Here is a 14163-nt window from a genome sequence, read left to right on the forward strand (position 1 = left end):
TAGTTAACACCCGACTTGATTATCGGTCCTGCACTCCGGACGGCAAATCAATGAGAAAAAGGATCAAGAAAATGAAACTCTCCATAGCAGCACTTTTCTTGTCTCTTCTCATTGCGAGCGTCGGTGTCGCTGATAATTATCCGCAATTTCGCGGTGCGGGCTCGAACGCGATTTCCCCTTCACAGCTTCCCGTTACTTGGTCTGACGAGAACGGCGCTCAAAAGAACATCCGCTGGAAGGTTCCGCTACAGGGTGAAGGATGGTCGCAGCCGATCGTCTGGGAAGATCGCGTTTACCTCACGGCCGCGATTCCCTCGGATGTTGCCCGGGAAAAAACAACTCGACCCGAGTCCAACAACGGCGGCTACGGACGGGATCGCGATGACTTGGTAAATGTGGTTTATCACTACGAAGTCGTTTGCATCGATTGTGAGAACGGAGAGGTCATCTGGCGTAAGACCGTCAAGACGGGAAAACCACCGCTCCCGCGGCATAGCACGAACACTTATGCGACCGAAACGCCAGTGACTGATGGAGAACGGATTTACGCATACTTCGGAATGAATGGCGTCTTTTGTCTTGATATGGATGGCAACATTTTATGGCAAAAGGATCTAGGCATCTACGAAATGCGAGCCGGTTGGGGTACGGCGAGTTCTCCGACTATTCTTGATAATCGATTGTTCGTACAAGTCGACAATCAGCAACAATCGTTTCTCGTAGCCCTAGAGGCAACTACAGGCGAAGAGATCTGGAGGGTCAATCGTGATGAGTCTTCCCAGTACAGTAGTCCTTTCATATGGAAGAATTCATTGCGGAATGAATTGATCGTCGGCGGTACGACGTATCGCTCATATGACCCTTCTACCGGAAGACTTCTATGGAAGATCGACATGAACAAAGGACGTTCTTCCGCAACGCCATTGGCAGTCGGCGATCGTCTTTACATCGGTAATGAGTTGCGAAACCGAGGTGGCGATGATGATGGAGGAGGACGGCTTTATGCAATCAAGCCTGGCGGAATCGGTGATATAACCCCGCCCGATGATCAAATGAGTAGCGAATTTGTCCAGTGGAGAATGGATGAGTCAGGCATTCAAATGGCATCTCCCACATACTTGGACGGAAATCTGTACTTCTTCGAACGTCGTCTTGGAATCGTCCGCTGCGTAGATGCGGAAAGTGGGCGTCTGGAATACAAGCGTCGGGTTGGTCGTGCTCCTGCATTCTGGGCTTCACCATGGTCCGATGGTGAACATGTCTATGCAATGGATTCCAACGGGAACACGCATGTCATCTCCGCAGGCGACGAACTTAGGGTGGTCTCCGTGAATGTACTCGACCAACAAGCCTGGGGAACGCCGGCACTGGCCGATGGGCGAATCTATCTTCGCACAGTTGAACACTTGTACTGCATTGCCAATAAAGACTGAACGTTTTCCTATGGAGCGGGCAGCCGAAGTTGGTGGGGCGAAGTACGCGATCAACCAACATCATCGAGAAGCCTTAGAATTATGGATCATGCCGACGGGGTCAGACTGGCTAGAGGGCAATGGAAGAACAACGGGCAACAACGTCCGCCGTTTGCGATCGATCCTCGTGGAGGCCAAGAATCAGTTTGGGATTACCCAAGGCCTCCGGCGATTGTGGAGGACAACCGCGAGGTAATTGTTCGCTTTGACGAGATCATCGTTGCACGCACCACACGGAGCTTGCGAATCTGCGAAACAGCGAGTCCGCCAACATTTTACCTGCCACCTACAGACGTAGACCAAAATTTCCTCAGGCGATCCAAGAGCAGCACATTCTGCGAGTGGAAAGGACAGGCAACATATTGGTCGCTGGAGATATCAGAACAGGAAGTACACGTTGACGTCGGCTGGTCTTATGAGCAGCCTCTTGCGGAATTTGAACCGATTAAAGGCTTCTTTGCATTCTATCCCGGTCGACTTAACTGTACGGTGGATGGAAACACCGTTCTGTCACAGCCCGGCGATTTCTACGGAGGGTGGATCACGCCGGAGATTGTGGGGCCGTTTAAGGGCGAGTCGGGTACCTTAGGGTGGTGAGAATTGTTATGGCAGAATGGGACGTAATTATCGTCGGGGCAGGCATTTCGGGGTTGACCTGTGCGGAGGAACTCCGGTCTCGGGGGCTCAAATTTCTCGTGCTAGAGTCTGGCAATGCCCCAGGCGGGAGGATCGCTACCGATGAGCATCAGGGCTTTCTGCTTGACCGAGGTTTTCAAGTTCTTCTGACTGCGTACCCAGAGGCGACGAGAGTCCTCAATTATACCGATTTAGAACTGCGTTGTTTCACGCCGGGCGCCCTCGTTTGGTTTGACGGTAAGTTTCATCGTTTTACGGATCCTTGGCGTAAACCTAGCGACTTACTTTCGACGGCCCTATCACCGGTTGCTTCCACCCTAGACAAGGTGCGCATTGCAAAGTTTCGTAGCGAAACTACCAAAGACGACCTGACACGGCTCTACGAGCGTCCGGACATTCCAACCATTGAGATGCTCCAGCAGCGGGGCTTTTCTCCAATAGTTATCGAAAGGTTCTTTCGTCCATTTCTGGGCGGTGTATTTCTAGATAACGAGTTGAAGACGTCACGCAGGCTGTGTGAATTCGTGTTTCGCATGTTCTCGAATGGTGATGCTGCCTTGCCCGCTAATGGAATGAACGCGATACCTAATCAATTGGCTAGCCGACTTCCTGAAGGCGCACTTCGATTCAACTCACCAGTAAAAGAAGTTCGTGAAGGCGTTGTGGAACTCTCTTCTGGCGAGCAGTTATCCGCCAAACAGATCGTTGTGGCAACTGATGAACCATCTGCCAATAGGCTCATGGGAAATCCAACTCGCGACAAAGCGAATCGCGTCGTCTGCATGTACTTCGCTGCCGACAAACCACCGATTGACGAGCCAATCCTCATGCTCAATGGTGAAGGGCGTGGTCCGGTGAACAATGTTTGTGTACCAAGTCAAGTCGCCAATAACTATGCGCCGAAGGGGCAATCTTTGATCTCCGTGACGTCTCTACCTGAGGCCGATCGAGAACCGCAAGTCGATACCGTATTGAAGCAGCTACGCGAGTGGTTCGGCTCGGTTGTTGACGATTGGCGGCACTTGAGGACTTACCCAATTCATTACGCCCTACCCCAACAGGTTCCTCCACTGCTTGATCCCGTCGAAAAGGACTCTCGCCTCGCAACCGGCATCTACCGCTGCGGTGACTATTGTGACACCGCCTCAATCAACGGAGCCATGAGTTCAGGGAGACGAGCTGCCGAGGCTATGTTGGATGATCTTGGCAAGACGGTCGAAAAGATGAGCGTCTTGAATGAGTAAGTTATATCGATCTTAGCTTCTCAGGCGGGATCGAACTGCTTTGCTTACTACGCGTTCGAGGCCGCTCCGGTAGGTGTCTACTACGATGATGATGGCAACGCATGTCGATTCTCTCTTCGCCTGCGACCTTTTTTAGAGCATAACGACGTGGAAGGTGCACAGATTCCCTTGTTGATCAGTGTCTGAATGTGCATCCTGACCGGCTCCGAATCTTTAGTCAGGGTTGAGGTGATCGCAAGAAATCGCAGCAAGGCGATTGCGAAGTCTCTGGTGACGTTCGGTAGGAAGTGACAGTAATGGGGTGCGTACCCCGATTCGGTTTAAGTTGACTCGCTGACTATGGCAGAGGAAATCGTGAGCAAAAATTCATTCAGACTCGGTTGGTCAGGCGTCGATAAGTCCGTTGGAACCAATCGTAACGTTTTTGACGGAATTCATCGCTATGCCTCGGCGAGCGACAGCACTGATAGCAGTCGTCGCAGTGATCGTTCACTGTGTGATTGGCTGTTGTGTGCGTTGTCTGAATGCTTGCGATTGTGTTCATGTCCACGAGTGTTCTGCCGCATACTGCACCTGTTGTACTGAGCACGATCATGACTTCGAGTTCGAACTTTGTTGTCAGCCAGCTCGAACGTCCGTCGAAGTAGTGCATGCCTTCGATTCGGAACAGCATAACGAGCATGATTGCGTTGGATGTGTGAAGCACAAGTGTGCTTTCATCTTAAGCGACTCGTCCTGTGATAGCCTGCAGCAGATGCTTCTTTCGCCAGTCTGGCTTCCCACACACAGTGGGGCGATGATTTCCGATTCGTATCAGCCAGAACGACCTGCAAACCGTTTCTTGCGGCTAACATCCCCCTACCCCAAGGCGGCGCTGCGCCTTCATCTTGCATTGACGGTTCTATCGCTCTAAGGCCGCGTAGGTGAATTGACCTTCTGTCGAAGGTCGTTGATTTACCATTCGTTCGTATCGATTTGCTAATCGGTCATTGTGATCGAGCGTTTCGCGTAGATCACCGCGACCAGTCTGTGGCTCATTCCATCCTAATTGGGATCGGGAGAAGCGTATCCATTTGCATGAAAAGTAAACCATTTCATCCTAGGGGAACCAAGATGAAAATTGTGATTCATTTTTGTCTGGCAGTTGCCTGCCTTATGAGTGTCGCCTGTAGTAAGAGCTTTGCGCAGGCGAATGCTGCCCTGGAGAAGTCGCAACAAGCGGGCCAATTTACGTTTGTTGTTTTCTATCGCGATAACACATCGCCCACTCAAAAGATGCTCAGCGTAGTCCAGCAAGCCGCGGCAAGTCACGGTGAACGGGCGACGATGACTACGGCCAGTATGGCAACTCCCGAAGGGCAGGCGTTGGCCGAGCAGTTCAAGGTCAGCCGAGCCCCGATGCCAATGACCGTGGCGGTCGCCCCGAACGGAGCTGTGACCGGTCTCTTTTCACGCCAGGTCGCGAAGGCCAATATCGATGCAGCAATCGTTCCGCCCGTGATGATGGAGTGTATGAAGCAGCTGCAGGACCAGAAGCTTGTCTTCGTCTGCCTAACCGAGTCGGACCAAGCAGCCGTCCCAGCGGGTGTACGAGCACTGCAACTTGATCCGCTGTTCAAAGATCGCATGGCGTTGATAGCCTTGAACGTTCGTAGTGTCGAGGAAGCTCGTCTGATGCAGCAGTTGAAGGTGGATGCCAAGCAGGTTCAAGGACCATATGCGGCGTTGATCGCTCCGCCAGGCGTATTGGTTGGCCACTTCACCGGAACGTCGACGGCGGAGCAAATTGCTGCTGCAATCCATAAGGCAGGCAAGTGTTGTGACGATCCAAACTGCAAGCACGCCACGTCCACTCAAGCGTCGTCTGTCAGCACTTCGCGTCGCTAAGTCTGTCTTAAAGAGGAGAAGCGATGAATCTTCGTTTAATGATATGGCATGAGTTAAAGTCGCGCCCGGCAGCGGTTGCGTTCAATAGCCTAACGATATTGCTCGGGGTCGCCGCACTGGTGGCCATCCGGCACGTCACGGTTTACTCGGAAGAGGCCGTGGCCAATCAATTGACAAATCTCGGCGCAAATATCCTCGTCCTGCCGGAAGAGGCAACGCTGCAAGACTATTATGCTGCTGATCAGAACGGTGGCACGATACCGGAAGAGTACGTGGCTGAAATCTTTCTCGCTGGTTTGTCAGGTGTCGAACAAGTTTCACCCCGACTTAATGTATCGACGGAAATTCAGGGACACTCGGTCGCCGTCACCGGCATACTTCCTCAGTCCGAAGTCGACACCTTAGCAAGTTGGCAGGCCACGGCAATGTTCATGAACGCAACCGATACCGGTTGCTGTCAAAAGGCAAACGTGGCCACGACCGATGAACTGAAGGCCCCAGATGCCCTGGTAAAACATCGAGCGATTCAAGATCTCGATAAGAATGCTCTCGTGCTCGGAGCTGATATTGCGAGAAAACTGAATTGCCAAGTCGCGGATCAATTGAGCCTGAAGAACGATACGTTCACAGTAATCGGCGTCTTGCCTGAAACTGGCACGGTGGATGACGGGCGGATCTTTGCTCACCTGCATTCGGTTCAACGAATCTGGGAGCAAGGAGCCACTTGCAACGCGATCGAGATCGTCGGCTGCTGCGAAGATGCAGCAGGCAGCTTGGTGCCGCAACTTCGCGAACTATTGCCGAACGCCAAGGTCGTGACGATCTCTCAGGTCGTTGAGACCCAGGTTGGCGTCAATACGTTGATGGCCAAGACGTCTTGGATTGTGTTGGCGGTGTTGATCGTGGTGGGTGGCGTTGGTTTGGCCGGCGCGATCGCGGCGAACGTGCGAGAACGTCGTCGCGAAATCGGCACTTTGATGGCGATGGGGGCGACACCGAGCTATATCCAGCGATTATTTCTCGGCAAAGCCCTGATACTAGGACTCGCTGCGGGTTCCATTGGTTGCGTGATCGGAATTGTCGGTGCGGTAATCGCTGGCCCGGTCTGGGCGGGCGTGGCGATAACGCCACTCATCGGGACGTCGGTTCTTTCCGTTCTTGTTGCCACTTTGGTCGCGCTATTGGCGGCTTGGTGGCCAGCACAGCGCGCGGCGCAACTTGATCCATGCATCTGTTTTCGGGAGGTGTAACACATGATTCAACTTGAAAGTGTCCGTAAGGACTACTCACGACATGGTCAAACACTAACCGCCTTTCAGTGTGAAGCCATGCGGATCGAGGAAGGCGAATACGTGACTATTGTCGGTCCAAGTGGAAGTGGCAAGACGACCTTGCTTTCGCTGCTTGGGGGAATGCTCTCGCCGACTGCGGGTCGGATTGTCGTTGATGACGTTTCCCTCTACGACGCATCCGTGGCGCGCAGATCGGCATTGCGTGGAGAAAAGATGGGATTCGTTTTTCAGAGCTTTAATCTCATTCCTTACCTCTCAGCGGTACAGAATGTACAAGTACCGCTAAGCTTCTCCGCCTTACCTGCGGACATTCAGCAGAAACGAGCCATTGATCTTCTGGGCCGTTTGGGCCTAGCAGAGCGTTTGCAGCACAAGCCGTCGGAATTGAGTGTTGGCCAACAGCAACGAGTCGCTTTGGCTCGAACGTTGGTCAACGATCCGCGGATTATTTTGGCTGACGAACCGACTGGCAATCTTGACCCGACCAGCCGTGAGGTCGTGTTGAAAACGTTTGACGATTGTCATCAGCAAGGGCGAACCTTGGTCGTTGTGACACATGATCCAAGTGTCGCCGAGCGAGCAACGCGACGTCTCACCTTAGTTGACGGATCGCTCGTAGAGAGTGACCAACTGGTGATGGCGACATCACAAACGGCCTCCGCGGCGTAGTCGTCGTACTGTTCCCAAAGGAGAAGTGAGCGTTCGCTGGCTCGCTTCTCCTTGATCATTAGCAGTCTTCTAAAGCGATTATCAACTGCGCCTCATTGAATTCAAAGTTTGACCCGCAAACATCGCTTCAAGTCTTTTTCAGAATAGCGAACGCTCCGTATCTAGACCCAAGCAAGAAAATGACCGATCCAACAAGGATGTTGAAATGAAGATGTCACACACCACGATGCGTTCGCTATTGCTGATTGCGATCGGATGTACCAGCTGGCTAGGTTGTCGCACGGGAAGCTCCAGTAACGAGGTCCCGCCGTTCGATGGGCCGATTGCTACCGATGTCGCTCTAAGGAACGATGCGACCATACGGCCTTCGCCTGAACCGATCCAGCTGCAACTCGAAACGGCTGCAGCAAGCGACAACACGAACAAGATTGAGCTTGTGGGGTTCCAAGCTTCCTCGCCACTGCAAGATACATCACTTGCCAACGTGACAGCACCAGTGCCGATCCCAAACGTTGAGCAAACGTCTCTGACCTTGGAGTCGATTCAAAATATCGCGCTCGCAAACAACCCGGCGATCCGAGCATTATCGGCATCGGCTCTAGCAGAATCGGACTATCAGTACCAGGTCGGGCGGTGGGCGAATCCGAGTGTCGGTTATGCTGGCAATCAATTGGCTGATCAGCAAACGGACCAACATCTCGCCTATGTCGAGCAGACCTTCGTGACAGCTGGGAAACTGAAACTTAATCAGGACGTAGTAGGGCATTCCGCTGAAGCTCAGCGCTGGGATGTGGAATCTCAACGGATGCGTGTGCTAACCGATGTACGGATGAAGTTTATTCAGGCGCTGGTCGCCCAGCGGCAAATGGAAGTAATCGACAACTTTCATGGGGTGATTCAGAAGGGCGCGGAACTAGCTCAGCGTCGTTTTCAGGCGGAAGAATCGCCTCAGGCCGATCTCCTTCAAGCGGAGATTCAGCTCAACGAAGTGGAGGTGATGCGGCAACAGGCCGAGTATCGCTGGAATGCTGCTTGGCAGGAAATGGCGGCGGCCGCAGGTGTTCCAAATATGCAACTATCGAAGTTGCATGGCGACTTGAATGCTGCTCAAGAGTCGCTGGACTGGGAAGTTGTCTTCAACGAGCTTCTTAGTCAAAGTCCGGAACTGCACGCCGCCCACAGTCGCGTATGTCAGGCCCGAGCTAATTTGTCGCGGCAAGAGATCCAGGCCATTCCCAACCTCACGGCTAATCTTCAAGGTGGTGTTGATAACGCAACTGGATCGGGCATGATTCAGGTGCAGGTCGGCGGTGCAATCCCCGTTTTTAATAACAATCAAGGGAATACTTCCGCCGCGTTCAACCTATACAGTCGAGCCACGCACGAAGTCAAACGGATCGAGATGTCCTTGAAGGCTCGCCTGGCACAGGTGTCTCAAGAGTACAATTCATCGCAGGTCGCCGTTCAACGTTACGAGCAGGCTATCCTGCCCCGCGCTCAAAAGACTTTGGATTTAGCGGAGACTGCATATCAGGCGGGCGAGTTTTCTTTCATTCAAACGCTCATCGCCCGGCGAACTTACTTCGATACGAACCTCAACTATCTGACCTCTCTAGGAGATCTAGCCCAGGCGCAAGCGAAAGTTGACGGACTGTTGCTGACCGGTGCCTTGGATGCCGCCAATACCAATTCCCTCGGAGATTCCCTGCGCGGACAGACATTTAGTCAACAATAGTGTCGCTGAAAATAAAGCGACGTGAATATTAAACTTGAAGCACGGCATGGATAAGTCTGGAAATACGCTTATCCCTGCCCGGAGCAATGGCATGGCGGTTCATTATCCCCAAGAAAAGTGAACCGCCATCGGAGACAACCGTCCATTTAAGTAGCACGATCAGGTAAACCTGCCAACGACACTACAGCGAGCGTGGATTTTCAGAGATGATCCCTTATGAGCGAATTATCGAAAATGGTAATCTCGCATGGACTACTCGGCTTATCGACAGATTGGCAAGTGATCAATGTTCAGACGATGAGTTGACCGATCTGGTCGTTTCGTTAATTAGATTATCTGACCCGCGTTCGGAATTGGCGCTCCGTGAATTGATACTGGACGTAGATCAGTCGCCTAGCATCAGAGAAGCAGCTTCATCGGCTTTGACGAGACTTGATTGGGGAAACGATCCGAATCCAAGTGATATCGAACGATGGTGGAAGACGGGAGATCTGATCACTCGGCGCCATGCTTTACGCTGCATGGGGTTATGTGGTCGGGAAATAATTGTCCAGGTTGCATCAGACCCTGTGCAACCACTTCAAGTAGATGCCTTGCTTCGGATGGAGTTCTTCTTTGACGAACACAAGTACCAGGCGATTAAGATCGCGGCACTTCGTCATCGTTCACCGATGATACGTCGAACTGCCGCTAAAGTTCTATTGTGGGATGAGCCAATCCTTGCTGAAATGAGCCTTTGGGAATTAACGTTTGATAACGATTCTGACTCGGTCATTGCCGCTTGCGAGACGCTCAAATACTATCCCACGCAGCGAGTGATTCGGAGACTGGCCGATCTGCGAACAAATGGTGATTCTGGGATCGCAGAAGTTGCCGAAAGTACACTTCGCGAACTGCGACTCCAATTTACTGATGTTCTGCGTAGTGCCAATCCGGATGCCCAGCGATATCTCCAACAATGGTGTCGACCTATTTGGGAGATACTCGACTTGACGAAGGATGAATTTGCTCCGGGTGTTGATGTTGACGCTTCGGCCTATTCTCTTGCGAAAGAGAAGACTGTCATGAAGTTTGATGATTTGGTGAACGTCCTGTCGAATCCTGATTACCCGACACAATCTTTGCAGACGCTTTTGAGTGCGATTGATTGGAGTCACTATGGCTCCAAACAACACGCGATACTACGTCGTCACTTTCTTAGCCATGCTGACGTTATCGTACGCGATGCCTCGGCAAAAGCGTTTCGTGTTTGGGGCGATACGCAAGGTCTTTTGGAACTAACGGAGGACACGACTTTTCTAGTTCGCAAGAGTGCAATGTACGAGCTCGGTCATGTGTCAAAGAATTACGCTATTGCAGATTTCGCTTGGAATCACTTGCAAGATGCGAGCACATTAGGAATTCATGCGGGTGAGACGCTGGCGACCTACGTCCATCATGCTGATCAGGAAGAAGCGGTAACTCGACTGCAATCGCTACTTACCGATTGTTCGCAGCGTGAAGAGATCCGATGTACTGCATTGCAACATCTTAGGAATCTCGGAGCTCTAAATCAAATACCGAGGTTGCCTGAATTGTTATCCGACGAGCCTGCGGTTACCTGGGCGTTTCATATTCAGTTGTTGGACTCCCTCGACCAAGCCGGGATTTATTTTCCTGAAATGGGGTGGTTGCGGGAAGTCGACCATCTCGATGTGCAAGCTGGGATTGCGCAGGCGATATCGACGAATGCGGACAAATCCTGATGTTAATGATTAGGTAATTACCCTTCCTCAGTACCTGCCCAGTGGCGATCGTGAAGACCTAGATTCATTTTGAACTCTTTGAAGCCTGCAAAGACGACCGGCACGACGAATAGGGTCAATAGTTCTACAGTCATACCACCCACCACCGGCCAGGCCATGGCCTTGGCGACATCGCTGCCACGACCGGTTGAAACGATAACTGGCACCAGTGCGATGATGGTAGTGAATGTCGTCATCAAACAGGGACGAATTCGCTTCATACCTGCCTCGACGGTCGCGTTTCGAATGTCCTCTACCGTTTCGAGTCGTTTTCGCGTGAAGACTTGGTCCAAGTAGGTTGCCATCACCACACCGTCATCCACCGCTATTCCAAATAATGCGATGAACCCGACCCAAACCGCGGTGTTCACTTCGACCGAGTTGAACGCAAGACAAAGCATGCCTCCTGCGAAGGCAACCGGGATGCCTGCGAACACGGCTAGGGAGATTGGGATGTGTCGAAACTGCAGATAGATGATGAACAAATTGATAAAGATCACGAGCGGTATGACCCACATCAGGCGACGGTTCGCCTCGATTTGGTTTTGGAAAGATCCCACAGGTTCCATCGAGTACCCTTTGGGAAGCTTCAATTGATTCTCTTGCTGGGCGGCCAGCAAACTTTGCTCAACCGACTCCGCAGTTTCCAGGTCACCCATCGCTCCGGACGGTTGAAACGAGACGTGTGCGACAAGTCTTGCGTCTTCGCTGTTAATTACACCAGGGCCCCAGGTGGTATCCATCGTAGCTAGGTTCGACAACGGGATCACTTCGCCCGATGGGCTCACAACGGGAAGGTCGTCCATTTCGTAGAGTTGTTCTCGTAGTTGTCGTTCGTAGCGGACTCGAACCGGATAACGCTCGCGACCTTCGACCGTTTGGGTCACGTTCGCTCCCCCGAGCGCCGTTTCGATCACTTGGTTGACCATCGACGTCGACATCCCGTAGCGGGCCGCGATATCGCGGTTCACCTTAAACTCGACGTACGGTTTGCCCAGCACGATATCAGGGTTCACCGTAGAGGCATTAACCTGAGGGAGCGTTTTCAAATGCTTGGCAACTTGCAGGGAAGCATCGGCAAGACCGTCCAGGCTATCTCCATAAATACGAATCGCCATCGACGCCTTGATTCCGCTTTGCAGCATCACCACGCGCCCTTCGATTGGTTGAAGTGGAGAAGCAGGGGTTACACCTGGCAAAGTCGCGACGGCGTTGATTTGTTCCCAGATGTCTTGTGTGGTCACCCCTTCCCGCCACTCGCTAGTTGGCTTCAGCATCACGTACGTTTCGATCATTGCCGCGGGAGCAGGGTCGAGCGCGGATTCAACACGCCCGATTTTCCCAAGTACATCCTTCACTTCAGGGATCTCTTTGATCAATGCATCCTGCGTTTGTAAGACTTCCATCGCTTGCGAGAAGCTGGCGGCTGGATAGAGCGAGGGCATGTAAAACCAGCTTCCTTCGTCCAAGGCGATCCAGTCGTCAGACTCGAGCCCGGTAAAGGTATGTTTCAGCTCGACGTAACCGGGGACTTCATCCAGATTTGCACCGAGGAGCTTCGCGCCTTGTTCAGCTGGTTTAAGAACTGTGGGGAGACCGATCCAGGCTCCGATGCCGAGCAAAATGACTAGCGAGGGAATCAGCAGGAACGCCCCCTTCCGTGCCAAGAACAGCCTCAGAAGAGGTTCGTAAATCCAAAGGATTAAACGGCTCGTTGGGTTCTCGTCGACCGGCCGCAGGCGTTCGCTGGCCATCCAGTATCCGAGCCCGCCAAAAACTGCTGCCATCACGATTGAAAGCAAGATCTTCGATAGTCCTGTTGCGGCTTGTAGCGTGTCGCCAATGAATAGACCCAACGTAAGTCCCAGAACGGCAAGACCAATACCAGCGAACACGCGAGTCCGTTGTTTTGCTTGGGAGGTTCGCAGAAGAAACCGACTCAGTAGCGGCACTAACGTAACCGCCACAATCAAGGCCGCAATCAGCGAAAAGGTTTTCGTCCAAGCCAATGGAGCGAACAGTTTATAGTCCCGTCCTGTGAGCATGAAGACAGGCAGAAAGCTCACGACCGTAGTCATCACGGCCGTCACGACCGCTGGAGCAACTTCGCTAGCTGCCTCCCGAATGATTTCCAGGCGTCGCGGATTTCCACCTGGTCGGCCATCGCGTTCCCAATCGGCCAGTTGGTCATAAATCGTTTCCGAAACGATAATTCCCATATCGACCATTGTGCCAATCGCAATGGCGATCCCCGCCAGCGACATGATGTTGGCATCGATGCCGAAAACATACATCGCGACAAACGCCATTAACACGGCGATCGGTAAAGTCAGTGCCACGACCAAACTGGCCCGCACGTGCAACAGAAACAAGAGGATTACCAGGGCGGTGATCATGATCTCTTGTGTGAGCGCAGACGTCAACGTAGCGATCGTTTCATTGATTAAGCCAGTACGGTCGTAAACGATGTTTACTTTGACACCGTGCAGGCTTGGTTCAATTTGCTCGATCTTTTCTTTCACACGATCGATCACAGCACGTGGGTTCTCGCCGTAACGCATCACAACCACGCCGCCAACAGCTTCCGTGCCATTCAAGTCAATCGCCCCGCGGCGGAACTCTGGGCCAAGTTGGACGTGACCGAGATCACGAATGCGGAGTGGTATGCCATCACGTGATCGAACAACGGTTTGTTCAATGTCTTCAATTGCGGATGCGCTATCCTGATTTTCTCCAATGAAGCCGCGGCCACGAATGATGAATTCCATGCCGCCGGACTCGATGGTTTTTGCCCCGACGTCTATGTTCGACTTACGAACGGCCTCGACGAGTTGATCTAGTGGGACATTATGAAAACGTAGGCGATCGGGATCGATTTCGATCTGGTATTGCCGCACATAGCCACCAACGCTGGCCACCTCGCTAACGCCGAGCACGGACTGCAGTTCGTATTTCACCACGAAGTCTTGCAAGGAACGAACCTCCGACAGGTTCATTCCTTCAGGCGGGTCAAGCGTGTAATAAAGAACTTGCCCCAAGCCGGTTGCGTCGGGCCCTAGAGTTGGAACGACGCCTTCTGGAAGAATTGAGGCGGCCGTCCCGAGTTGTTCGGCAACGCGCGAACGGGCCCAGTAAAAATCGGTACTATCATGAAAGGTCACTTGCACGAAGCTGTAGCCGAACAAGCTTTTTCCTCGGACCGACTCCGCATCAGGAACTGCCAACATGGCAACCGACAAAGGATACGTAATTTGATCTTCGATATCCTTAGGCGATCGGCCAGGCCAGGCCGTGAAAATGATGACTTGGTTTTCGCCGATATTGGGAATAGCATCGATCGGAACATGTTGCGTGGCATACCAGCCAGAAATGATCATGACAGCCGTTACGACAAACATGACCAGTGGTTCGCGTATGCAGAAGGAAATAATTCCGCGCATCATA

The 14163-nt window shown here is 52.5% G+C and carries 9 protein-coding genes; 8 read left to right on the plus strand and 1 reads right to left on the minus strand.

Going from position 1 to position 14163, the window contains the following annotated elements; translation table 11 throughout:
- The first annotated feature begins 71 nt into the window (after positions 1 to 71).
- The 8 genes from C5Y83_RS02215 to C5Y83_RS02255 all read left to right on the plus strand — a co-directional run bounded on the left by C5Y83_RS02215 (position 72) and on the right by C5Y83_RS02255 (position 10680).
- On the plus strand, positions 72 to 1433 hold the full coding sequence (locus C5Y83_RS02215) for a PQQ-binding-like beta-propeller repeat protein (protein WP_233207047.1): 1362 nt from the start codon (positions 72 to 74) through the stop codon (positions 1431 to 1433).
- 81 nt (positions 1434 to 1514) lie between these two features.
- The gene (locus C5Y83_RS30105; protein WP_105328018.1) at positions 1515 to 2069 is read left to right on the plus strand and encodes a DUF427 domain-containing protein; all 555 of its coding nucleotides are present in this window, start codon (positions 1515 to 1517) and stop codon (positions 2067 to 2069) included.
- An 8-nt stretch (positions 2070 to 2077) separates the two neighbouring features.
- The gene (locus C5Y83_RS02225; RefSeq protein WP_105328019.1) at positions 2078 to 3352 is read left to right on the plus strand and encodes an NAD(P)/FAD-dependent oxidoreductase; all 1275 of its coding nucleotides are present in this window, start codon (positions 2078 to 2080) and stop codon (positions 3350 to 3352) included.
- Between the two features lie 1113 nt (positions 3353 to 4465).
- Positions 4466 to 5239, plus strand: coding sequence for a hypothetical protein (locus tag C5Y83_RS02235; RefSeq protein WP_105328021.1), 774 nt, complete (start codon positions 4466 to 4468; stop codon positions 5237 to 5239).
- Between the two features lie 23 nt (positions 5240 to 5262).
- On the plus strand, positions 5263 to 6489 hold the full coding sequence (locus C5Y83_RS02240; RefSeq protein ID WP_105328022.1) for an ABC transporter permease: 1227 nt from the start codon (positions 5263 to 5265) through the stop codon (positions 6487 to 6489).
- Between the two features lie 3 nt (positions 6490 to 6492).
- Entirely contained in the window at positions 6493 to 7200 is a 708-nt protein-coding gene (locus C5Y83_RS02245; protein ID WP_105328023.1) for an ABC transporter ATP-binding protein, read from the plus strand.
- 205 nt (positions 7201 to 7405) lie between these two features.
- Complete coding sequence (locus tag C5Y83_RS02250) at positions 7406 to 8935, plus strand: TolC family protein (protein ID WP_105328024.1); 1530 nt, start codon at positions 7406 to 7408, stop codon at positions 8933 to 8935.
- Between the two features lie 569 nt (positions 8936 to 9504).
- Positions 9505 to 10680: a hypothetical protein gene (locus C5Y83_RS02255; protein WP_146117595.1), complete on the plus strand. Its 1176-nt coding sequence runs from the start codon at positions 9505 to 9507 to the stop codon at positions 10678 to 10680.
- A 17-nt stretch (positions 10681 to 10697) separates the two neighbouring features.
- Here C5Y83_RS02255 and C5Y83_RS02260 read toward each other — a convergent pair whose 3' ends face one another.
- Complete coding sequence (locus tag C5Y83_RS02260) at positions 10698 to 14162, minus strand: efflux RND transporter permease subunit (RefSeq protein WP_105328026.1); 3465 nt, start codon at positions 14160 to 14162, stop codon at positions 10698 to 10700.
- Position 14163 lies beyond the last annotated feature (1 nt).

Source organism: Blastopirellula marina, assembly GCF_002967765.1.
GTDB classification, from domain to species: Bacteria; Planctomycetota; Planctomycetia; order Pirellulales; family Pirellulaceae; genus Bremerella; species Bremerella marina_A.

What these genes read in the sequence shown, in the direction of transcription:
- C5Y83_RS02245 (WP_105328023.1), top strand. Translation starts at nt 6,493, where the DNA reads ATGATTCAACTTGAAAGTGTCCGTAAGGACTACTCACGACATGGTCAA.
- C5Y83_RS02225 (WP_105328019.1), top strand. Translation starts at nt 2,078, where the DNA reads ATGGCAGAATGGGACGTAATTATCGTCGGGGCAGGCATTTCGGGGTTG.
- C5Y83_RS02240 (WP_105328022.1), top strand. Translation starts at nt 5,263, where the DNA reads ATGAATCTTCGTTTAATGATATGGCATGAGTTAAAGTCGCGCCCGGCA.
- C5Y83_RS02215 (WP_233207047.1), top strand. Translation starts at nt 72, where the DNA reads ATGAAACTCTCCATAGCAGCACTTTTCTTGTCTCTTCTCATTGCGAGC.
- C5Y83_RS02250 (WP_105328024.1), top strand. Translation starts at nt 7,406, where the DNA reads ATGAAGATGTCACACACCACGATGCGTTCGCTATTGCTGATTGCGATC.
- C5Y83_RS02235 (WP_105328021.1), top strand. Translation starts at nt 4,466, where the DNA reads ATGAAAATTGTGATTCATTTTTGTCTGGCAGTTGCCTGCCTTATGAGT.
- C5Y83_RS02260 (WP_105328026.1), bottom strand. Translation starts at nt 14,162, where the DNA reads ATGATGCGCGGAATTATTTCCTTCTGCATACGCGAACCACTGGTCATG.
- C5Y83_RS30105 (WP_105328018.1), top strand. Translation starts at nt 1,515, where the DNA reads ATGGATCATGCCGACGGGGTCAGACTGGCTAGAGGGCAATGGAAGAAC.